Annotated in this window: 17 protein-coding genes; 13 read left to right on the forward strand and 4 right to left on the reverse strand. The window is 68.6% G+C overall.

The features are described from left to right. Positions 1-121: 121 nt before the first annotated feature. From ABQ137_RS13130 to ABQ137_RS13160, 7 genes are all read left to right on the forward strand, one after another. Positions 122-733, forward strand: coding sequence for a DUF998 domain-containing protein (locus tag ABQ137_RS13130; protein WP_039522279.1), 612 nt, complete (start codon positions 122-124; stop codon positions 731-733). Between the two features lie 72 nt (positions 734-805). Continuing rightward, complete coding sequence (leuS, locus tag ABQ137_RS13135) at positions 806-3,448, forward strand: leucine--tRNA ligase (protein ID WP_349782781.1); 2,643 nt, start codon at positions 806-808, stop codon at positions 3,446-3,448. Positions 3,449-3,670: 222 nt separating this feature from the next. After that, positions 3,671-4,312: an LPS-assembly lipoprotein LptE gene (locus ABQ137_RS13140; RefSeq protein ID WP_349782783.1), complete on the forward strand. Its 642-nt coding sequence runs from the start codon at positions 3,671-3,673 to the stop codon at positions 4,310-4,312. 185 nt (positions 4,313-4,497) lie between these two features. Continuing rightward, positions 4,498-5,526, forward strand: a complete 1,029-nt coding sequence (gene holA / locus ABQ137_RS13145) for a DNA polymerase III subunit delta (protein ID WP_349782785.1) — start codon at positions 4,498-4,500, stop codon at positions 5,524-5,526. Further along, entirely contained in the window at positions 5,523-6,377 is an 855-nt protein-coding gene (nadD, locus tag ABQ137_RS13150; RefSeq protein ID WP_349782788.1) for a nicotinate-nucleotide adenylyltransferase, read from the forward strand. Before holA ends, nadD begins: the two co-directional genes overlap by 4 nt. Positions 6,378-6,446: 69 nt before the next feature. Further along, positions 6,447-6,857, forward strand: a complete 411-nt coding sequence (gene rsfS, locus ABQ137_RS13155) for a ribosome silencing factor (RefSeq protein ID WP_016903759.1) — start codon at positions 6,447-6,449, stop codon at positions 6,855-6,857. Positions 6,858-6,868: 11 nt separating this feature from the next. Continuing rightward, the gene (locus tag ABQ137_RS13160; RefSeq protein ID WP_349782790.1) at positions 6,869-7,984 is read left to right on the forward strand and encodes a J domain-containing protein; all 1,116 of its coding nucleotides are present in this window, start codon (positions 6,869-6,871) and stop codon (positions 7,982-7,984) included. Between the two features lie 223 nt (positions 7,985-8,207). On the opposite strand, the gene ABQ137_RS13165 is transcribed toward ABQ137_RS13160, so the two are convergent. Beyond that, positions 8,208-9,749: an alkaline phosphatase PhoX gene (locus ABQ137_RS13165; protein ID WP_126965938.1), complete on the reverse strand. Its 1,542-nt coding sequence runs from the start codon at positions 9,747-9,749 to the stop codon at positions 8,208-8,210. Between the two features lie 121 nt (positions 9,750-9,870). Here ABQ137_RS13165 and rlmH point away from each other — a divergent pair, with 121 nt between their 5' ends. Then, a complete protein-coding gene (gene rlmH / locus ABQ137_RS13170) occupies positions 9,871-10,341 on the forward strand; it encodes a 23S rRNA (pseudouridine(1915)-N(3))-methyltransferase RlmH (RefSeq protein ID WP_184518553.1) in 471 nt (156 codons plus the stop codon). Between the two features lie 238 nt (positions 10,342-10,579). On the opposite strand, the gene ABQ137_RS13175 is transcribed toward rlmH, so the two are convergent. Further along, positions 10,580-11,188 (reverse strand): energy transducer TonB, encoded by a 609-nt coding sequence (locus tag ABQ137_RS13175; protein ID WP_425479514.1) that lies wholly within the window; start codon positions 11,186-11,188, stop codon positions 10,580-10,582. On the opposite strand from ABQ137_RS13175, the gene ABQ137_RS13180 reads away from it, so the two are divergent. Continuing rightward, positions 11,076-11,315 (forward strand): hypothetical protein, encoded by a 240-nt coding sequence (locus tag ABQ137_RS13180; RefSeq protein ID WP_245229919.1) that lies wholly within the window; start codon positions 11,076-11,078, stop codon positions 11,313-11,315. The genes ABQ137_RS13175 and ABQ137_RS13180 overlap by 113 nt on opposite strands. A gap of 233 nt (positions 11,316-11,548) precedes the next feature. On the opposite strand, the gene ABQ137_RS13185 is transcribed toward ABQ137_RS13180, so the two are convergent. Beyond that, complete coding sequence (locus tag ABQ137_RS13185; protein ID WP_065049755.1) at positions 11,549-12,283, reverse strand: SIMPL domain-containing protein; 735 nt, start codon at positions 12,281-12,283, stop codon at positions 11,549-11,551. 122 nt (positions 12,284-12,405) lie between these two features. Here ABQ137_RS13185 and ABQ137_RS13190 point away from each other — a divergent pair, with 122 nt between their 5' ends. From ABQ137_RS13190 to ABQ137_RS13200, 3 genes are all read left to right on the forward strand, one after another. Next, on the forward strand, positions 12,406-12,978 hold the full coding sequence (locus ABQ137_RS13190; RefSeq protein ID WP_184456352.1) for a Maf-like protein: 573 nt from the start codon (positions 12,406-12,408) through the stop codon (positions 12,976-12,978). After that, positions 12,978-14,477 carry a ribonuclease G gene (gene rng, locus ABQ137_RS13195; RefSeq protein WP_016903751.1) on the forward strand — a complete coding sequence of 500 codons (1,500 nt, stop codon included), beginning with the start codon at positions 12,978-12,980 and terminating at the stop codon, positions 14,475-14,477. Before ABQ137_RS13190 ends, rng begins: the two co-directional genes overlap by 1 nt. Positions 14,478-14,620: 143 nt before the next feature. Then, on the forward strand, positions 14,621-18,547 hold the full coding sequence (locus ABQ137_RS13200; protein ID WP_349782794.1) for a YhdP family protein: 3,927 nt from the start codon (positions 14,621-14,623) through the stop codon (positions 18,545-18,547). A gap of 134 nt (positions 18,548-18,681) precedes the next feature. On the opposite strand, the gene ABQ137_RS13205 is transcribed toward ABQ137_RS13200, so the two are convergent. Then, positions 18,682-19,437 (reverse strand): DUF6065 family protein, encoded by a 756-nt coding sequence (locus tag ABQ137_RS13205; protein WP_104593234.1) that lies wholly within the window; start codon positions 19,435-19,437, stop codon positions 18,682-18,684. 99 nt (positions 19,438-19,536) lie between these two features. Here ABQ137_RS13205 and tldD point away from each other — a divergent pair, with 99 nt between their 5' ends. Beyond that, a complete protein-coding gene (tldD, locus tag ABQ137_RS13210; RefSeq protein ID WP_024940782.1) occupies positions 19,537-20,982 on the forward strand; it encodes a metalloprotease TldD in 1,446 nt (481 codons plus the stop codon). The last annotated feature ends 106 nt before the right edge of the window (positions 20,983-21,088 follow it).

The raw sequence follows: 21,088 nt of genomic DNA on the forward strand, positions 1-21,088 counted from the left end.
CCGGCCCGGGCGCATGGCGCGTGGCCGGCCGTCACGCCGGCAGGGGTTCACGCCACGCGCGCCCGGCACGACAATGCCGCGTCCTGGTGGCGCAGCCTGCGCCCCGCGTTGGAGCAAGGCAATGACACGCATCGATGGCACCCAGCGCTACCTGGGCCTGGTCGCCGCAACCGTCTTCGTGCTGGCGGTGGCCGGCTTCGGCGTGGCACTGCCCGGTTACCTGCAGGCCAGTCACCCGGTGGCATTGCTCGGTGCCAACGGGGTGCCGCATGCGCTGGGCTTCAACCTGCTGGCGTTCGTGCTGGTCGGTGCGCTCGGCATGGCCACCGGGGTCAGCCTGCTGGCGCGCATGCCGGCCAGGTCCAGCTGGAGCCTGCGCGTGGGCGGGCAGTTGATCGTACTGGCCGGGCTGGCCTTTCTCGGCATGGGCGCCTTGCCCCTGGACCCCACCGATCTGGACGGGCGCGCCAGCCAGGCCCATGCCACCGCCTGGCTGCTGTGGGCGGTGGCCTTCGTGCCGGGCATGTTGCTGCTCGCCGCCGCGCTGCTCAACCAGCCCGGCACCCGCGCACTGGCATGGCTGAGCCTGGGCGCGGGGCTGCTGGTGGCGGTGCTGGCGTTCGGCCCGCCGGGCCTGCTGCGGCAGGCGATCGCCCAGCGCCTGGCGTTCCTGGCCTGGGTCGGCTGGCTCGCGGTGGCGGCCTGGCGCTGGCCGGCCAGACCTGCCACCTGAGGCAAGCGTTTGGAGCACCTGCTGCACTGCGGTACCCTGTGCCGCTTTGCACCGCCCGAGCATCCGCTCCCAATGTCCACCGTCGAACCGAACGCCTACGACCCGCAGCAGGTCGAAACCTCCGCCCAGCAGTTCTGGGATGCCACCCACGCCTTCCAGGTCGACGAAACTTCGGACAAGCCGAAGTTCTATTGCCTGTCGATGCTGCCGTACCCGTCCGGTGCGCTGCACATGGGCCATGTGCGCAACTACACCATCTCCGATGTGGTCAGCCGCTACAAGCGCATGACCGGCCACAACGTGATGCAGCCGATGGGCTGGGACGCGTTCGGATTGCCGGCGGAAAACGCGGCGATCAAGAACAAGACCGCGCCGGCCAAGTGGACCTACGCCAACATCGACCACATGCGCGGCCAGCTCAAATCACTGGGCTATGCGATCGACTGGTCGCGCGAGTTCGCCACCTGTACGCCCGAGTACTACGTGCACGAGCAGCGTATGTTCACCCGGCTGATGCGCAAGGGCCTGGCCTATCGCCGCAACGCGGTGGTGAACTGGGACCCGATCGATCAGACCGTGCTGGCCAACGAGCAGGTCATCGACGGCCGCGGCTGGCGCTCCGGCGCGCTGGTGGAAAAACGCGAGATCCCGCAGTGGTTCCTGCGCATCACCGACTACGCGCAGGAACTGCTCGACGGCCTGGACCAGCTGGACGGCTGGCCGGATTCGGTCAAGACCATGCAGCGCAACTGGATCGGCCGCTCGGAAGGGCTGGAGATCCAGTTCGACGTGCGCGACACCGACGGTGCACCGCTGGACCCGCTGCGCGTGTTCACCACCCGCCCGGACACGCTGATGGGCGTGACCTTCGTGTCGATCGCCGCCGAGCATCCGCTGGCGCTGCATGCGGCCAAATCCAATCCGGAGCTGGCCGCGCTGCTGGAAACGCTCAAGCACGGCGGCGTCTCCGAAGCCGAGCTGGAAACCCAAGAAAAACGCGGCATGGCCACCGGCCTAACCGCGGTGCATCCGATCAGCGGCGAGCAGGTGCCGGTGTGGGTGGCCAACTTCGTGCTGATGGGCTACGGCACCGGCGCGGTGATGGCGGTGCCCGGCCACGACCAGCGTGATTTCGAGTTCGCCAACAAGTACAAGCTGCCGATCGTGCAGGTGGTCAAGCTGCGCGAGCCGCGCAACGACGACGAGCAGAGCTGGGACGCCAGCCAGTGGCGCGACTGGTACACCGACAAGAGCCGCCCGCTGGAGCTGATCAATTCGGCCGAGTTCGACGGGCTGGATTTCGGCGGCGCCTTCGAGGCACTGGCCGAGCGTTTCGAGCGCAAGGGCCAGGGCCAGCGCCGGGTCAATTACCGCCTGCGCGACTGGGGCGTGAGCCGCCAGCGCTATTGGGGCTGCCCGATCCCGGTGATCTATTGCGCCAAGTGCGGCGCAGTGCCGGTGCCGGAAGACCAGTTGCCGGTGGTGCTGCCGGAGAACGTGGAATTTGCCGGTACCGGTTCGCCGATCAAGACCGACCCGACCTGGCGCCAGACCACCTGCCCGGATTGCGGCGGCCCGGCCGAGCGCGAGACCGACACCTTCGACACCTTCATGGAGTCGAGCTGGTACGTGGCGCGCTACACCAGCCCCAACGCACGCGACATGGTCGATCGCCGCGCCAACTACTGGATGCCGGCCGACCTGTACGTGGGTGGCATTGAGCACGCGATCCTGCACCTGATGTACTTCCGCTTCTATCACAAGCTCATGCGCGACGCGCGGCTGGTGGACAGCGACGAGCCGGTGACCAACCTGCTTACCCAGGGCATGGTGATCGCCGACACCTTCTATCGCGATGCCGATAACGGCGGCAAGGATTGGGTCAATCCGGCCGACGTGGAGATCCAGCGCGACGAGCGCGGCCGCGTCACCGGCGCGGTGCTGATTGCCGACGGCCAGCCGGTGCACATCGGCGGCACCGAGAAGATGTCCAAGTCCAAGAACAACGGCGTGGACCCGCAGTCGATGGTGGCCAAGTACGGCGCCGACACGGTGCGGCTGTTCTCGATGTTCGCCGCCCCGCCGGAGCAGTCGCTGGAATGGAACGAGGCCGGCGTCGATGGCATGGCGCGCTTCATGCGCCGGCTGTGGGTGCAGGTGCACAAGCATGTGGGCGAGGGCGCTGCCGCCGCACTGGACGCCGCCGCACTGAGCGCCGAGCAGAAGGCGATCCGCCGCAAGACCCACGAAACCATCGGCAAGGTCAGCGACGACTATGGCCGCCGCCACAGCTTCAACACCGCGATCGCCGCGGTGATGGAACTGTCCAACGCGTTGGCCAAGTTCGACGACGCCAGTGCGCAGGGCCGTGCGGTGCGCCAGGAAGCCCTGGAAGCGATGGTGCTGCTGCTCAACCCGATCACCCCGCACGCCAGCCACACCCTGTGGCAGGTGCTGGGCCACGGCGAGACGCTGCTGGAAGATGTCGCGTTTCCGCAGGTCGATGCCGCCGCGCTGGTGCGCGACGCGCTGACCCTGGCGGTGCAGGTCAACGGCAAGTTGCGCGGCACCATCGAGGTGGCCGCCGATGTCGGACGCGAGCAGATCGAAGCGCTGGCCCAGGCCGAGCCGAACGCGGCCAAGTTCCTGGAAGGGCTGAGCGTGCGCAAGATCATCATCGTGCCCGGCAAGATCGTGAATATCGTGGCGGGCTGATCGTTGCCACGCCGGTCCGGGCAGTGTCGCGGACCGGTGTGGCGACGCGCAGATGAGATTGCCGCAGTGGCGTGTGGTCATTCATTTCACCGGCGCGTGGCGACGCGTTTGTCATTCCCGGGCGCTGCGTTTTTCGCGGCGCCCTCTCAAGCCCCGTTCACGCGGTGTCGGGCAGGCTAGCCGCCTGTTGCCGCCGCCGGGGCGCTCATCCAGACTGTGCCCATGATTCGATTTCCTACTGCCTTCGCTGCGTCCCTCGTGCTCGTCTCGAGCCTCACCGCCTGCGGCTTCCATCTGCGCAACTCGTTGGCGCTGCCGCCGGACACGCCTGCGGTGAAGGTGCAGTCCGCGGTGCAGTACAGCGAGCTGGCCAAGTTGCTGCGGCGTGGCCTCAAGGCCGCCGGCGCCACCCTGGCCGACGAAGATGCCAAGACCGGCTTTGCGCAGGTGCAGGTGTTGTCCGAGCGCTGGGGCGATCTGCCGATCGCCATCGACAGCCAGGGCCGCGCGCAGGAATACAGCCTGCGCTATGCGGCCATCTTCACCGTCACCACCGCCAACGGCTCGGTGCTGGTGCCGCAGCAGGTGATCGAGCTGTCGCGCGACTACGTGTCGCCACCGGTGGATGCCACCGGCACCGCGACCGAGCGCGAGATCCTCGCCAACGAATTGCGCAAGGACATGTCGGCCTCGATCCTGCGTCGCATCGACAGCGTCGTGCGCGCGCGTGTGGAGCGCGGCGAGACGCTGGAAAGCACGCCCAGCGCGCCGCTGCAGCCGGCCACCACACCGCCGGTGCAGCCGTCCACGTCGGAATCGAGCGTGCCGGCTTCGCTGCCGCCCGCGTCTTCGTCGAATAACTGAGCAGCTGGTGATCATCCCGTCCGCGCATCTGCCGGGCAACCGCGCACGCTGTGCGGAGTTGGCTTGCGCCAGGCGCATGTCGCGCTTGCTGCGCGGTGAGCATGCCCCGACGATCGCTGCCGACGCTGTCTTGTGCGTGACGGTGCAGTGGCGTGTGCCTTCGTAGTGATGGAACTTAGGTAGTCATGGAACTTCGCCCAGAACAGCTCGCCGGCCAGTCCAATCAGCCGCTGCAGCCGGTCTATCTGATCGCCGGTCCGGAGACCTTGCGCGTGCTGGAGGCAGCCGATGCGGTGCGCGCACGCGCGCGCGCCGAAGGCATCAGCGAGCGCGAGGTCTTCGACGCCGATGGCCGGGAGTTCGACTGGAACCAGCTGGATGCGACCTTCAACGCGCCCAGCCTGTTCAGTCCGCGCCGGCTGGTGGAAGTGCGCCTGCCCAGCGGCAAGCCGGGCAAGGACGGCGCCGAGGTCATCACCCGCTTTTGCGCCAACCCGCCGCCGGATGTGGTGCTGTTGATCACCGCCAACGACTGGAGCAAGGCGCACCAGGGCAAATGGGCCGATGCGATCGGCCGCATCGGCACCATTTCGGTGGCCTGGGCGATCAAACCGCACGAGCTGTCGGACTGGATCGAGCGCCGCCTGCGCAGTCACGGCCTGCGTGCCGACGCCGCGGCGGTGCAGCGCCTGAGCGAGCGGGTGGAAGGCAACCTGCTGGCCGCCGCGCAGGAAATCGACAAGCTGATGCTGCTGGCCGATGGCAAGGTGCTGGACCTGGAGGCGATGGAGTCGCTGGTCGCCGATGCCGCGCGCTACGACGTGTTCCGCCTGGCCGAAACCACGTTCTCCGGGCAGCCGGCCGCAGCGATCCGCATGCTCGCCGGCCTGCGCGCCGAAGGCGAGGCGGTGGCCGCGCTGATGCCGATCCTGATCAAGGAACTGCTGCGCACCGCGTCCTTGGCCAAGGTGCAGGCCAACGGCGGCAACCTCGCTGCCGAAATGAAGGCGCAGGGCCTGTGGGAATCACGCCAGGCGCCGTTCAAGCGCGCGCTGCAACGGCACCCCGAACCACGCCGCTGGGAGCGCTTCGTTGCCGAAGCCTCGCGGGTCGACCGCATGGCCAAGGGCCGCGCCGACGGCGACCCCTGGGTCGGCCTGGAACGCCTGCTGGTGGCCGTGGCCGAATCCCGCGCGGTGAGATTGCTGGCGTGAAGGCCGGCGATGCCGCCAACGGCGACGCGCGACCCGCCTCCCCAAGCCGCGCAACCCCCGACCAGGCCGCAGCTGCGACCCCCTCTAGCAGCGCAGCCCATACCTCGCCGCCCACCAACTCCCACCCGGCAGCGCCGAACCCACGCTCTTCCGATTCCCGAATCCCGATTCCCGAATCCCGGCTCCATCCCGAATCCCAGCTCCACCTGTACTACGGCGGCACCTTCGATCCGGTCCACCTGGGCCACCTCGCCATCGCCTGCGTCGCGCGCGATGAACTGGGCGCGCTGGTGCACCTGGTACCTGCCGCCGATCCGCCGCACCGTCCCGCACCCGGCGCCACCGCAGCGCAGCGCGCGCGCATGCTGGAGCTGGCGCTGGCCGACATCCCCGGGCTGGCGCTGGACACCCGCGAGCTGCAACGCGCCAGCCGCGACCATGCGCCGTCCTACACCGTCGACACTTTGCGCGCGCTGCGCGCCGAGCTCGGCCCCACGACACCGATCGCCTGGCTGCTCGGTGCCGATGCCTTCATGGGGCTGAGCAGCTGGCATCAGTGGGAAGACTTGTTCGAACTGGCGCATTTCGTCATTGCCGCGCGTCCGGGCACACCGCTGGACCTGGCCGCCGCGCCGCAGCTCGCCGCGGCAGTGCAGGGCCGCTGGGCCGCCAAGGCGGGCGAGCTGGGCATCTCGCCGGCCGGCCGCCTGTGGTCGCTGCAGCAGCCGTTGCGCGGCGAATCGGCCAGCGCGGTGCGCTCGCGCATCGCCGGCGGCGGCGACTGGCAGGCGCTGCTGCCGGCGTCGGTGGCGGCATTTATCGCGCACGAAGGCCTCTACGGCTGCGCCTAGCCGACTAGCTGAACACGCAGCCGGCCGGACCGGCCTATAATTCGCGCCAATTCCATCGAGTTGCCCGCTTTGACCACCCAAGCCCAAGTCATCAAGACCTCCATCCCGAATCCGCCGCCGTCCGTGCCGGCCCTGCTGGCCACCGTGCGCGAGGCCGTGGAGGAGCTGAAAGCCAAGGACGTGGTCGAGATCGATGTGCGCGGCAAGTCCAGCGTCTGCGATTACATGGTGGTCGCTTCGGGTACCTCGACCCGCCACGTGAAGTCGATCGCCGAAGAAGTGGTCAAGTTCGCCAAGCGGCTGGACGTGATGCCGCTGGGCGTGGAAGGCGAGCGCGAGGCCGAGTGGGTGCTGGTGGACCTGGGCGACGTGGTGGTGCATGTGATGCTGCCGCGCGTGCGCGAGTTCTACGCGCTGGAGCGTCTGTGGACGGTGGGTGACCAGCGTCCGGACGACGCGGAAGCCGATCCCGAAGAGTGAGTGAGCCGGGCATGCCACGCAATGCCCGACCCCCGACCGATGCGCCTGCCTCGCAGGCGTTGCAACAGCTGCGCAGCCAGGGCGCACACGCCTCCGGCGTGCCGCTGTCGCCGGCACGCAAACGCTTCGACCGATTGCTGCGCGACCTGGAGCGGCATCGTGCCGACCTGCAGGCCTGGCAGCTTGCACTGTCGCAGTGGCGCGAGCGTTACCACGCCGAATTGCAGCCCTTGCTCGACCATCGCCGCGCGGCCGACATCGCCCTGGTCGAAGAGCTCGACCGTGCGTATGCCACGGTCAAACTGGGCAAGGCCGACCGCGCCTTCCTGTCCGAGTTGCTGTGCGATATCGCCGCCCCGCTGATAGAGGCCGGCCACGCGTCACTGCGCCCGATCTACGATCGCCACAGCGCAGCCGGTTACGACCAGGAAGTTGCCGAATCCGATGCGCTGATGAAGCAGATCCTCGGCCAGACCTACGGGCTGGATGCCGACGAGCTGGATGGCATCGATTCGCCCGAACAGCTCTACGAGCGCGTCAGCGAGCGCCTGCAGCAGGAGCGTGCGCAGCAACAGCAACGCCACACGCAACGGCGCAAGCGTGCCGAGCACAAGGCAGTGGTAGAGAATGCCGAGCCGCCTCCGTTGCGCGAGCTGTATCGCAAGCTGGCCGGCAATCTGCATCCGGATCGCGCCAAGAGCGCCGACGACCATGCCGCGCGCACCATCCTGATGCAGCGGCTCAACGCGGCCTACAAGGCCGGTGATCTGCTGGGTCTGCTCGAACTGCAGGCCGAGATCGGTCTGATGGACGCCCAAGGCGTGGATGCGATGAGCGCCGCGCGCCTGCAGGACTACAACCGCGAGCTGGATCGGCAGTGCAGGCAGCTGCAGCAGCAGGTGCAGCAGCAGTCGGACGACTTTTGCGCCGAATACGGGCTGGAGCTGCCGTCGCGCCCCAAGCCGGAGCGACTGGGCCGTTTGATGGCCCAACTCAAGCGCGAAGTCGAAGACGACCTGCTGGACGCGCGCCGTGGCCTGCGCGAGCTGGAAGACCCGCAATCGTTCAAGCGCTGGTTGAAGCGGCAGCGCGCCATGGCGGGCGCGCCCGACGCGCCCTGGTTCTGATCCCGGCCTTTATGGTGGTTGTCGGCTTGCACATCCGCCACCGCGGCTGCGCGCGCGCGCGGCGCGCAGCCTTGGCTGGACACACTGCCCGCCCTGCAATCGGGGCGCGTGCATGCGCGGCGTTGTGCCGGCGGCCGGAGCGACGCTGCCGAACGGAGGCCGGTCCGTTCGGCAGCGCTGGCCGTTGCCCTGTGCCTAAGACAGCCAGCTCAGGGCCGCAGGCTCACAACGGCCCGCGCTCCCACGGGCCGGTGATCGCCAGCGTGATACCCGGGGTCTGGATGTTGACGAACAGGGTGCGCGCCAGCGGATCCCAACAGGCGCCGCAGAACTCGGTATCGCGGTAGTCGCCCTCGGCAATGGTCTTGCCGGCATCGGCGATCTGCTGTGAGGTGAGCTGCACATTGTTCTTGGCCAGATAGAACGACTCGCCGCCGCGGGTCAGCCCGAGCAGCCGCGCGCCGGGGCCGTATTCGTCCGGGCTTTCGCCGCCGTCTTCGCACAGCACCACGCCGCCGCGCGCGCTGACGGTGACGTTGTCCGGGTTGTGTGCGGCCAGCTGATTGCCGCTGACGAACAGGGCGCTCAGGCGCTGGGTGAACAGGTCCAGCACCCATACCGCGCCATTGCCGTAACCGCGCCGGCCCTGCGCATCCACGCCGGTGCTGGTGTCGACGATGAACAGTTTGCCGTGGCTGTACCAGATGCCTTCGCCACGGCTCATGCGCAGCGCGCCATCTGCCCAGGCCTGCGCAAATGGCCCGCTCAGGGTGTCGTTGGCGCCGATGTCGGCAAAGCCGGCCGGCGCGGCGATGCTGTCCAGATCCGGCTCTTCGATGTCCACCCATTCCAGCTGGAACTGCTGGCCGATGCTGGCGACGGTGAGATCGGCATTGCGCCGCCCGCGCACGCGTGCGGCCTGCAGCCGGCCACCGTTTTCCAGCGAGCCATTGCGCCCACGGCGGTCGTTGGGAATGAAGCGGTACAGCCCGGCCTTGTTGCGGTCGTCCTCGGTGAGATAGACGATGCCGGTGCGCGGATCGATCGCCACCGCCTCGTGGCTGAAGCGGCCCAGCCCGACCAGCGGGCGGCCGGTGGTGCGCTGGCTGTCCGGGTCCACTTCGAACACATAGCCGTGCTTGCGGCCGGTGCTGGATACCGCGTTGGTCTTGATCTCCTCGCAGCTCAGCCAGGTGCCCCACGGGGTCGGGCCGCCAGCGCAGTTGACCAGCGTGCCGCCCAGGCTGGGCTCCAGGCTGCCCCAGCCGCGGCGGCCGTAACTCAGCGTGGTGGTGCCGCCACCGGCGGATTGGGTGCCGCTGACGATGCCGGTGTCGTACATCGCCGGCGCGCGGAACGGCGTGGTCGCACCGCGTTCGTGGTTGCGGATCAGCACGTATTCCAGGCCGCGCAGCGGATCGCTGCCCGGACGCCAGTCGGGCCGACGCAGGCCGACCACGGCCATGCCGTCATGGCGGTCGGGGCAGGGCTGGCCATCGTCCATGCGGTCGCCGCTCCAGCCGAACGAGCGGTAGCTGAAACCGCGCGGCAGCTGCAGCAGCGGCAGTCCGGTGCTCTGGTCTGCGACCGGCGCGAGCGGGCCGTACCGGCTAGGCACCGGGGCAAGTTGCAGCGGCGGCGAGGAACTGTTGGCGGCCTGGGCCTGGCGCGACTGCAGCGCACTCAAACTGCCTAGCGCACCGGCGGCCATCACGGCAGCGCTGCCCTTGAGCACCTGGCGGCGGGCGGGATCGAAAATCGGCATCGAACGACTCCTGCGGGCTGGGTAGTGCGCCGACCCTAGAAGCTCGCTGTAACCGCACCATGACACCGCTGTGATCCCCCCGGTTCCGATGCCCAAGCTGTGACGCGGATATCATGTGGTCATGAAATGCCGACTTATCGCTACCGGCGAGCGCGCACCGGCCTGGGTGGCGCAGGGCTTTGCCGAATATCAGAAACGTCTCTCGCACTGGATGCCGCTGGAGCTGGTCGAGATCGAACCCGGCCTGCGTGGCAAGGGCCGCGATGCACAACGCGCCATCGACGACGAAGGCCGCCGTGTGCTCGCCGCGCTGCCCAAGAACGCCTACGTGGTTGCGCTGGATATCCCGGGCCGCCCGCTCAGTTCGGAACAGCTGGCCCAACGCATGGAGCACTGGCGCGGGCAGGGCCGCGATCTGGCGTTCCTGATCGGCGGCCCCGAAGGCCACGCCGCCGAGGTGGTGAAAACCGCCAGCGAAAGCTGGTCGATCGGCCCGCTGACCCTGCCGCACATGCTGGTGCGCCTGATCGTCGCCGAGCAGTTGTACCGCGCTGCGGCGATGCTGGCCAATCACCCGTACCACCGCGCCTAAGCGGCATACGCGACGGCAGTGAGCCGCGCGTCGCCGCTGCGCTTTCGAGATGGATGTGCGGGCGAGTAGCCGGGCGTACCCTCAACCCGATCTGCGAGACCGCACGTCGTCGCGTGCACGCAAGGCGCACTGCGACGATGCGCATGCAACAGCTGAAACCGTGGTCTTGCAGCAGCCGGCTGCGCAACGCCAGACCATGCGGCGACCGGGCATCCGGGTCGCCGCAGGTGATGACGCATCAGTTCAACGAAAAACTCACCGGCACCAGGCCGTAGGCCTGCACGGCCTGGCCGTTCTGCATCGCCGGCTGGAAGCGCCAGTTGCGCAGCACCTGGCTACGAGCCGCCAGATCGAGCGCGCGATGACCGCTGCTGGTCTGCACGCTGACTTCGGCCGGGCGCCCATCGGTGCCGACCAACACGCGCAGCAGCACCGTGCCCTGCTGCCCGGCACGCAGTGCCGCCACCGGATAACTCGGCGCCGGTGAGCTCAGATACTGCAGCTGGCCTGCCTCGATCGGGCTGCTGGGTGCGGCAATCGCCGGCGCGCTGTCAGACACCGCTTCCGAGACCGCAGGTAAAGCGAACGTTGCGTTGTCGACCACCGCGGGCTCACTGATCACCGGGGTCTGCACCTGCACCGGCACCGTGGTCGGCGATGTATGCGTTGCCTTCGGCTTGAACTTTACCTCGATCGGAAACACCGGTGGCGGCGGCGTCTCGATGGTGATAGGCATGACCCAGCGTTCTTTCGGTGCGGGCTGCTGCGGAACCGCCCGGTACGAGAGCGGTATCAACAACAACCCGCCGGCGAGCAGATGCAAGGCCACCGCCGTGCTCATCGCCAGAACGCGCGAGGTGTCGATGCCGGTGGATCGGGAAGAAACCTGCGATTGCGTGCGAACCATCATCCACCTCCTCAACGGAACTGCGGAAAGGACCAGCGCGACCCGGACGCACTACACCATCCGGTAGCGTAGGTTTACCGCGAGCCTTGCGCGGGCACAAGCGATTTCGACGCGCTGGAGGTCGGCTGGTCGATTCGCCCCGGTCGCATCGATCCGCACACATTTGGCACGTCTGACTCGTGTCGGAAGCGGGGCAGGTGTCATCGCAAGGCGAGGCAACACAACTTTTGGCGTGCCCAATAAAAAACTGCCCTCGGGGAGGGCAGTCTGGAAAGCAAACCGAACGCGGTTGCGGTCAGGTCAACGACCCAACTCGAACGTCACGTCCAGGTTGATCGACAAGGTGCTCTCGCCCGGGGCGACCTGGGTGTCCATCTCGGCCTTGGCCGAGCGCATCGAGGCGGCCATCATCATCGGACGCACGCCGCCGCCGCTGCGGCCTTCGGAGATGCTGACGATGCGGCGCACCTTCAGGCCGAGCGACTTGGCATAGGTGTCGGCGCGGGCCTGCGCCTTCTTCAGCGCGGCCACGCGGGCCTCGTCGTAGGCCGGTTCGGGCTGGTCGACCGAGAAGCTGGGGCCGTTGATGTCGTTGGCGCCCTGGGCGACCAGCGCATCCAGCACCTTGCCCAGGCGCGAGATGTCGCGGACCTTGAGGCTGACCGTGTTGCTGGCCTGGTAGCCGTTGATCTTGGGCGCTTCGTTTTCCTTGTAGGTGTACTGCGGGCTGAGGTTGATGCCGGTGGTCTGCACGTCCTTGTCGGCGATGCCGGCGGCCTTGATCGCGGCCATGACCTTGCTCATCTGTTCGGCGTTCTGGCGCATGGCGGCGTTGCCGTCGGCGGCCTGGGTGACCACGCCGGCCGACAGCGTGGCGATGTCCGGTATGCGCTTGGCCTCCGCCTCGGCCGACACGTTGAGCAGGGTGCCGTCGTTGGGAATGGTGTAGCTCGGAGCGGTCTGGGCGTGGGCGGTCATGGCGGTTCCGGCAGCGATGGACAGGGCCAGCAACAACGGTTTGAGGGTGGTACGCATGAGATCTCCTTGTCTGTAGGGGAAGCGTGTTGCCGGTTCGATGAACATGTTGTGAGTCGAACGCGACCACTGCCGCCCGGATCGGCAAGCGGGCGGGGAGGGGCAACAGGTATGCTGGACGGATGCTCTATCTCGCCTCCCGGTCGCCGCGCCGGCAAGAACTGCTGCAACGCTTGGATGTGCCTTTCCAGACCCTGCAACTGGACGTGCCCGAACTGCGCGCGCCCGACGAATCGCCTGCGCAATACGTGCAGCGCGTGGCGCTGGACAAGGCGCGTGCCGGCCTGGCGCAGGTGCAGGCCAGCGACCCCGATGCGATCGTGCTCGGCTCCGATACCGAGGTGGTGCTGGGCGAGCGGGTGTTCGGCAAGCCGGCCGATTCGGACGATGCGATCGCCATGTTGAGCCTGCTGTCCGGGCGTACCCACCAGGTGCTCACGGCCGTGGTTCTAGTCTGCGCGCAACGCGCCCCGGTGCAGACGCTGGTGGTGTCGGAGGTGACCTTCGCGCCACTCGATGCTGCGCAGATCGCCGCGTACGTTGCGTGCGGCGAGCCGATGGGCAAGGCCGGCGCGTATGCGATCCAAGGCCGCGCCGAACGTTTTATCAGCCATCTGGCCGGCAGCTATTCCGGCGTGATGGGATTGCCGCTGTTTCACACCTCGCAGTTGCTCACAGCCCTCGGAGCGCATTGATGTCGGAAGAGATCTTGGTCAACGTCACCCCGCGCGAAACCCGCGTCGCGGTGATCGAGAACGGCATGCTGCAGGAGCTGCATATCGAGCGCGGCTGGCGCCGGGGCGTGGTCGGCAATATCTACAAGGGCAAGGTGCAACGGGTGATGCCGGGCATGCAGGCGGCATTTGTCGAGCTGGGCCTGGAGCGCGCCGCGTTCCTGCACGCCAACGACGTGGTGCGCCCGGCGCCGGCACCGGCCAGCGTGGTCGATACCGAGGAGACCCCGATCCCGCCGCCGCCGGCGGCTGCGGTGCCGATCGTGGAACTGCTGCGCGACGGCCAGGAGATCGTGGTGCAGGTGGTCAAGGACCCGATCGGCACCAAGGGCGCGCGGCTGACCACGCAGATCAGTATTCCTTCGCGCTACCTGGTGCTGCTGCCGCAATCCAAGATCGTCGGGGTGTCGGCGCGGATCGAGGACGAGGCCGAGCGGTTGCGCCTGAAGACCATCGTCAGCGAGGTCTCGGCCCAGCACGGCGGCTTTGGCTACATCATCCGCACCAACGCCGAAGGCCAGCCGGCCGAGGCGCTGGCCGAGGACATCGCCTACCTGTCGCGGGTCTGGAACGTGGTCGAGCGGCGCGGCCGCGAGGCGCCGCCGTGCAGCATCATCTACGAAGACCTGAGCCTGCCGTTGCGTGCGGTGCGCGATCTGATCCGCCGCGATGTGGAAAAGGTCAAGGTCGACTCCAACGAGACCTTCGTGCAGTTGCAGGCCTTCGTGGCCAAGTACATGCCGGTGCTGGCCGAGCGACTGGAGCTGTATACCGGCGACCGGCCGATCTTCGACCTGTACGGGGTCGAGGACGAGATCGGGCGCGCGCTGAACAAGCAGGTGCCGCTCAAGTCCGGCGGCTACCTGGTGATCGACCAGACCGAGGCGATGACCACCATCGACGTCAACACCGGTTCGTTCGTCGGCCAGCGCAATCTCGAGGAAACCGTATTCCGCACCAACCTGGAGGCCGCGCAGGCAGTGGCGCGGCAGCTGCGGCTGCGCAACCTGGGCGGCATCATCATCATCGACTTCATCGACATGGACGATGCCGAGCACCGCCGCCAGGTGCTGCGCACGCTGGAAAAGGCGCTGGCGCGCGATCATGCCAAGACCACCGTGTACGAATTCTCGCCGCTGGGCCTGGTCGAGATGACCCGCAAGCGCACCGTCGAGAGCCTGGAGCGGCAGCTGTCGGAAACCTGCGGCCAGTGCAGCGGGCGCGGCACCATCAAGACCGCCGAGACGGTGACCTACGAGATCTTCCGCGAGATCACCCGCGCGGTACGCCAGTTCGATGCGGCGCGGCTGCTGGTGATCGCCTCGTCGAAGGTGGTGGCCCGCATCACCGACGAAGAGTCGGCCGCGGTGGCCGAGCTGGAGGAATTCCTCGGCAAGAGCATCCGCTTCCAGTCCGACGACCAGTATCTGCAGGAGCAGTTCGATGTGGTGCTGCTGTGAGTCCGGGATTGGGGAGTCGGGATTCGGGATTGGTCAACGCCGGCTCTGGTAGCGTGGCTTGGTCCGATAATGGCGCTTGACGGCACCGTGCGCGGCTTTGCTTTGACCAATCCCCAATCTCCAATGCTCAATCCCCGCCCCTGATGCCCACCCCGCTGCGCCGCCGTCTCCGTCTGTTTCGCCGCTATGCGATCACTGCCACCGCGCTTGCGCTGGTGGCGATCGCGTTGCTGGTGGGTGCGGCCAGCCAGGCGTTGCCGTTGGCCGAGCAGCGGCCGCAGCAGATCGCCGCGTGGCTGAGCGAGCGCGCCGGCCAGCCGATCGCGTTCGATCGCCTGCAGACCGAATGGACCCGGCGCGGGCCGTTGCTGCGGTTGGATGGCCTGCGGATCGGCCCGCATGGCGAGGTGCGCGTGGGCCAGGCCGAAATCCTGCTGGCGATGTACGCCGGACTGTTGCCCGGCCACTCGCTGACCGAGGTGCGTCTGCGTGGTCTGGCGCTGACGCTGCAACGTAGCGACGATGGCGTCTGGTCGGTGCAGGGCCTGCCGGCCGGGCGGCGTTCGGACCCGTTGGAAGCGTTGCGCCGGCTCGGCGAGATCCAGGTGGCCGAGGCGCGCCTGCGCGTGGCCGCGCCGTCGATCGGCGTGGACACCACGCTGCCGCGCATCGACCTGCGCCTGCGTGTCAACGGCTCGACGGTGAAGGTCGGCAGCCGCGCCTGGATCGACTTGCAGCGCGCACCGTTGACCACGGTGATCGCGTTCGATCGCGACAGCGGCGACGGCAGCGCCTATGCGCAAGCCGACCCGGCCGATCTGGCCGCCTGGGCTGCGTTGCTGCAGTTCGGCGGCATGCGCGTGGATGGCGGCGGCGGACGCCTGCAGGCCTGGGCGCAGTTGCGCGCGCGCCGGATCACCGCAGTCACCGTGGATGCCGACCTGCAACAACTGCGTCTGTCCGGTGCACCTTTGCCCGAGCAGACCGCACGCCGCACGCTGGCGTGGGAGCGGCTGCAAGCGCGCGCGCGCTGGCAGACCATCGACGGCGGCTGGCGCATGGATGCGCCGCTGCTGCGCTTGGGCCAGGCGGCCAGGCTGCAGCGGCTGGACGGGCTGAGCATTGCCGGCGGGCGCCGTTATGCGGTGGCGGGCAAACACCTCGATGTCTCGGGCCTGATCGCGGCGGCCGCCTTGAGCGAGCAACTGTCGCCTGGCCTGCGGCGCTGGCTCAGCCTGTCCCGGCCGCAATTGCGCCTGGCCGATCTGCAGATCGCCGGCGAGCAGGGCGGAGCGGTGCGCGCGCAGGGCCGGATCGAGGAACTGGGCTTTCTGCCGGTGGGCAACGCGCCGGGCATCAGCGGCCTGCGCGGCCGGATCGATGGCGATGCGCAGGCAATCCAGTTCGACCCCGCAGCGGATGCCACGCTGCGCTTCGACTGGCCGACCGGTTTCGGGGTGGTGCACGAGCTGCAGCTGGCCGGCAGCATCGTGGGCTGGCGCGACGGTGCCGGCTGGCAGGTCGCCACGCCGGCATTGCGCGTGCAGGCCAGGGACTATGGCGCCAGCGTGCGCGGCGGGCTGTGGTTCCAGAACGATGGCAGCCGCCCGCGCATCCAGCTGGCCACGCAACTGGACGATGTCGCCCTGCCGGTGGCGCGCAAGTTCTGGATCCGCTCCAAGATGAGCAAGGCGGCCATCGACTGGCTGGACACGGCGGTTGCCGGTGGCGTGATCGCCGGCGGCACCGGCCTGGTCAGCGGCGATCTGGACGACTGGCCGTTCGACAACAACGACGGCCGGTTCGAGGCCTTCGGCCAGATCCGCGACGGTGTGATTCCGTTCAATCCGGACTGGCCGGCGATGGAGCAGGTGCAGGCCGATCTGCGCTTTATCGGCAACGGATTTTCCCTGCTGGGCAAGGGCGAGCTGGCCGGTGCGCCGATCGCGTCGCTGGAGGCGGGCATTCCCAGCTTCGCCACCTCCGAGCTGTACGTGCGCGCCTCCACCCGGGCCGATGCCGCGCAGTTGCTGGGCATGTTGCGCAAGAGCCCGCTGGAGCAGCGCTATGGCGACACCTTGCGCAACCTCACGGTGTCCGGCCCGGCAGCGGTGAGCTTCGACCTGCTGCGGCCCCTGCGCACCGGCGGCGTGGGCGGCCATCTGCAGGGCACGGTCGCGCTGCAGGGCGCCAGGCTGGGCGATGCGCGCTGGAACCTGGCCTTCGACCAGGTCAGCGGACAGGCCGAGTACCGCGACAGCGGCTTTGCCGCCGAGCGCCTGAGCGTGCAGCACCAGGGCCGCGGCGGCGAGTTGTCGTTGCGTGCCGGTGGCTTCGTGCAGGACCCCAAGCAGGCCTTCGAGGCGCGCTTTGGCGCCACCCTGGATGCGAAAGAGCTGTTCGACCGCGCGCCGCAGATGGAATGGTTGCGCCCCTACGTGCATGGCAGCGCACCATGGCAGGTGGGCGTGGACGTGCCGCTGACCTCGCCGGGGCAGGCCGACGCGCAGGCGTTGCTGACGCTGCGCTCGCAGCTGGTCGGCATCACTTTGGATTTGCCCGCACCCTTGGACAAGGCGGCCACGCAGCCGCTGGACACGCAGGTCAGGGTGGCCTTGCCGGTGGGCGATGGCGACATCGACGTGGCCTTCGGCAAGCTGGTTGCGCTCAAGGCCAGCAGCCAGGGCAACCAGACCGGCGTGCGCGTGGTCATGGGTACCGACACGGTCACCGAGCGGCCGCCCGCCAACGGCCTGGTGGTCACCGGCCGCACTGCCTCGCTGGATGCGATCGACTGGATCAGCCTGGCGCGCGGCAGCAGCGAGCCGGACATGCCGCCACTGCCGGGCCAGCCGGCAGCACCAAAGCAGGACGCCGTGCCATTGCAGCAGGTGGATGTGCAGGCCGACCGGTTGCTGATGATCGGCGGCGTGTTCCCGCAGACGCGCCTGCGCCTGCGGCCGACCCGTGACGCGGTGGCGGTGACCCTGGACGGCCCGTCGCTGGCCGGCCAGCTCAGCGTGCCCAATGCCGATGGCGCTGCCGTGCAGGGCAAGCTGAGCACGGTGCACTGGCAGCCGGTGGCTGCACCGGCCGAGCCGGCCGTGCCCGAGCCGGGCGATCCGCTGGCCGGTGCCTTGCCGGAACCGGCGCGCCGCGCGGTGGCCGAGTTCGACCCGGTCTCGATCCCGCCGCTGTCGCTGGACATCGACGACCTGCAGGTCGGCAAGATGACCCTGGGCGCGGCCACCCTGCGCAGCAGCCGGCTGACCGACGGCATGCAGGTGGACCAGCTGCAACTGCGCTCCAACGACCAGAACATCGGCCTGACCGGTGCCTGGCGCGGCAAGGGCGACTCCGCCAGCACCCGGCTGTCGGCACGGGTGGACAGCCGCAATCTCGGCAACCTGCTGCAGAACCTCACCCTGGGCGGCCAGCTGCGCGGCGGCGAAGGCCAGCTGGAACTCAATGCCGGCTGGCAGGGCTCGCCGACCGGGTTTGCGCTCGGTTCGCTGGATGGCGACCTCAAGATCGACGTGCGCAACGGCCAGCTGCTGGAAGTGGACCCCGGCGCCGGTCGCGTGCTCGGCCTGCTCAGCGTGGCGCAGTTGCCGCGCCGGCTGATGTTCGACTTCCGCGATTTCTTCTCCAAGGGGCTGGCCTTCAACAAGCTGGACGGCCAGGTGCGCTTCGGCGAGGGCTTCGCGCGCACCGATGCGATCCGCATCGAAGGCCCGGCCGCCGACATCGCCATCCGGGGGCAGACCGACCTGCGCGCGCAGACCTTCGACCAGACCGTGGACGTGAACCCCAAGGCCGGCAATCTGCTCACCGTGGTTGGCGCGGTGGCCGGCGGCCCGGTCGGAGCGGCGGTGGGCGCGGCCGCCAATGCGGTGCTCGGCAAACCGCTGGGGGCGATCGGCGCCAAGACCTATCACGTCACCGGGCCGTGGAAGGATCCGCAGGTGGACGTGGTGGAGCGCGAAGTGCGCGAGCGGGCGCCCGGCAAGCCGCCGGCAGAAGGCGCGCCCACGGCAACGCCAGGCACGCCCGGTCGGTCGCCACGCTAACGCGCCCGGTCGCGGGCGCGCTGGGGGTATTGCTGCTGAGTCGTCGCGGGCGCTCAGGCCTTACGGCAGGCAAGTCGATCGAACGCAGCACGCGCGCCAGCGGGCACGTCCCGTGCGCCGATGCAGCGATGCACTCAGTCGAGCGGACTGTCGCCGTCGCTGTCGGCGCGCACGAACATCGGCAGACGCAGGCGCGAACGGTGGCCCTGCACCGGCGCCTGATCGGCACCGGCGACGCCACGGAAATAGCCGCGTTGCCATTTCTCGCGCGCGGCGACCGACTGCGCATCCGGCAGTTCCTGCAGGAACTGCGTGCGGCTGCGCGTCCAGTCGGCATGCTGCTGCGCCAGTTGCGGCGCCTCGGACAAGGGCTTCCACTGCGGCTGCACCTGTTCGATCAGCTGGCGCGGCAGCGGGAACAGATGGCAGAACGGCTCGCCGGCCTCGAAGCGCACTTGCCCGGGCCGGGTGAACTTCCAGTTCATGGTGAAGGTGTACGGGCTCCAGTCCGTTTCGACCATGCCGCTCAGCGCGCCGATGCCGTCCTTGGGCCGGTTCAATGGCCCGGTGACAAACAGATCCATGCCGGCATCGGTGCGAAACAGGCAGGGTACGTGGAAGGTCAGCACGCCGTAGCCGAAGTGACTGATGGCCGGTGAGGCGGCGCCGGCATCGGCGCTGATCCGGATCGCATCCAGGCTGTCGCGCCCGTCCCAACTCGCCTCGAAACCGGCCTGGCACAGCAGCTCCCAGCCATGCGCATTGGCGATCGCCAGCGGCAGGCAGCGGTAGGCATAGCGCTGGTCGGTGGCGTCCATCCAGTCGCGCTCGTGCGGGGCGGGGCGGATGTCCAGCGTATGGCCATCCAGGACGTGGGCAGTGAGCTTCATGCGCGGGCGTCGGCGTGGCGATGGGCCCGCGATGATAGCCGTGCCGCATGTTCAGCCGAACGACTTGTCTCCCCGGCGCGCGGGCCCCATCCTGACTGCATGACCGATAACGCTCTCACTCTGGCCGAAACCCGGCTGTTGCTTCCTTCCGGCCTGGACACCGGCCATCTCGACCGCACCTTCGGCGCCCTGCTGGGCCCGGGCATCGACTTCGGCGACCTGTACTTCCAGCATTCGCGACGCGAGAGCTGGAGCGTGGAAGACGGCATCGTCAAGGACGGTGCGCATTCCATCGAACAGGGCGTGGGTGTACGCGCGATTGCCGGCGAGAAGACCGGTTTCGCCTATTCCGATGACATCCAGCGCGATGCCTTGCTGGAGGCGGCGCAGTCCGCGCGCGCAATCTCGCGCGAGGGCGGTGCGCAATCCACCCGTTCGCTGGTGCGCGGCAACGGCCGTGCGCTGTACCCGGCCACCGACCCGATCGACGACATGGACAGCGCGACCAAGGTCGATCTGCTGCGCCGTATCGACCAGTACGTGCGCGCCGCCGACCCGCGCGTCAAGCAGGTGATGGTGAGCCTGTCCGGCGGGGTGGACACGGTGCTGATCGCGCGCAGCGACGGCGTGCTCGCCGCCGACGTGCGCCCGCTGGTGCGCCTGAACGTGCAGGTGATCGTCGAGCAGGGCGGGCGGCGCGAGTCCGGTTACTCCGGCGGCGGTGGCCGTTACGGCTATGCCGAACTGTTCGCCGATGGCCGCCCGGAAGGCTTTGCCCGCGAAGCGCTGCGTCAGGCGCTGGTCAACCTGGATGCGATTCCGGCACCGGCCGGCGTGATGCCGGTGGTACTCGGCCCGGGCTGGCCCGGCGTGCTGCTGCACGAGGCGGTAGGGCATGGCCTGGAAGGCGACTTCAATCGCAAGGGCACCAGCGTCTACGCCGGCCGCATCGGCGAGCGCGTGGCCTCGCCGGGCGTGACCATCGTCGATGACGGCACCCTGGATGGCCGCCGCGGCTCGCTCAATATCGACGACGAGGGCACGTCCACCCAGTGCACCACGCTGATCGAAGATGGCGTGCTGGTCGGCTACATGCAGGACACCCACAACGCGCGCCTGATGGGCGTGGCGCCGACCGGCAACGGCCGGCGCGAATCGTTCGCGCACCTGACCATGCCGCGCATGACCAACACCTACATGCGCGCCGGCCAGCACGATCCGCAGGAAATGATCCGCTCGGTGAAAAAGGGCATCTACGCGGTCAACTTCGGCGGCGGCCAGGTCGACATCACCAGTGGCAAGTACGTGTTCTCGGCCACCGAGGCCTACCTGATCGAAGACGGCAAGGTCACCGCGCCGGTCAAGGGCGCCACGCTGATCGGCAACGGCCCGGAAACCATGCAGAAGGTGCGCATGATCGGCAACGACCTGGCGCTGGACGAAGGCGTGGGCGTGTGCGGCAAGGACGGGCAGAGCGTGCCGGTCGGTGTCGGCCAGCCGTCGCTGCTGATCGACGGCATCACCGTTGGTGGAACGCAGGCCTGAGATGCGGGGATTTGGGAATCGGGATTCGGGATTCGCAACAGCGGGGACTGCGGGGTGTGGTGGGTTCCGCTTGGGTGGATCCGGGAGCCCGGATTTGGGATTGGCA

Source organism: Xanthomonas sp. WHRI 8393, from assembly GCF_040203315.1.
Taxonomy (GTDB): Bacteria; Pseudomonadota; Gammaproteobacteria; order Xanthomonadales; family Xanthomonadaceae; genus Xanthomonas; species Xanthomonas arboricola.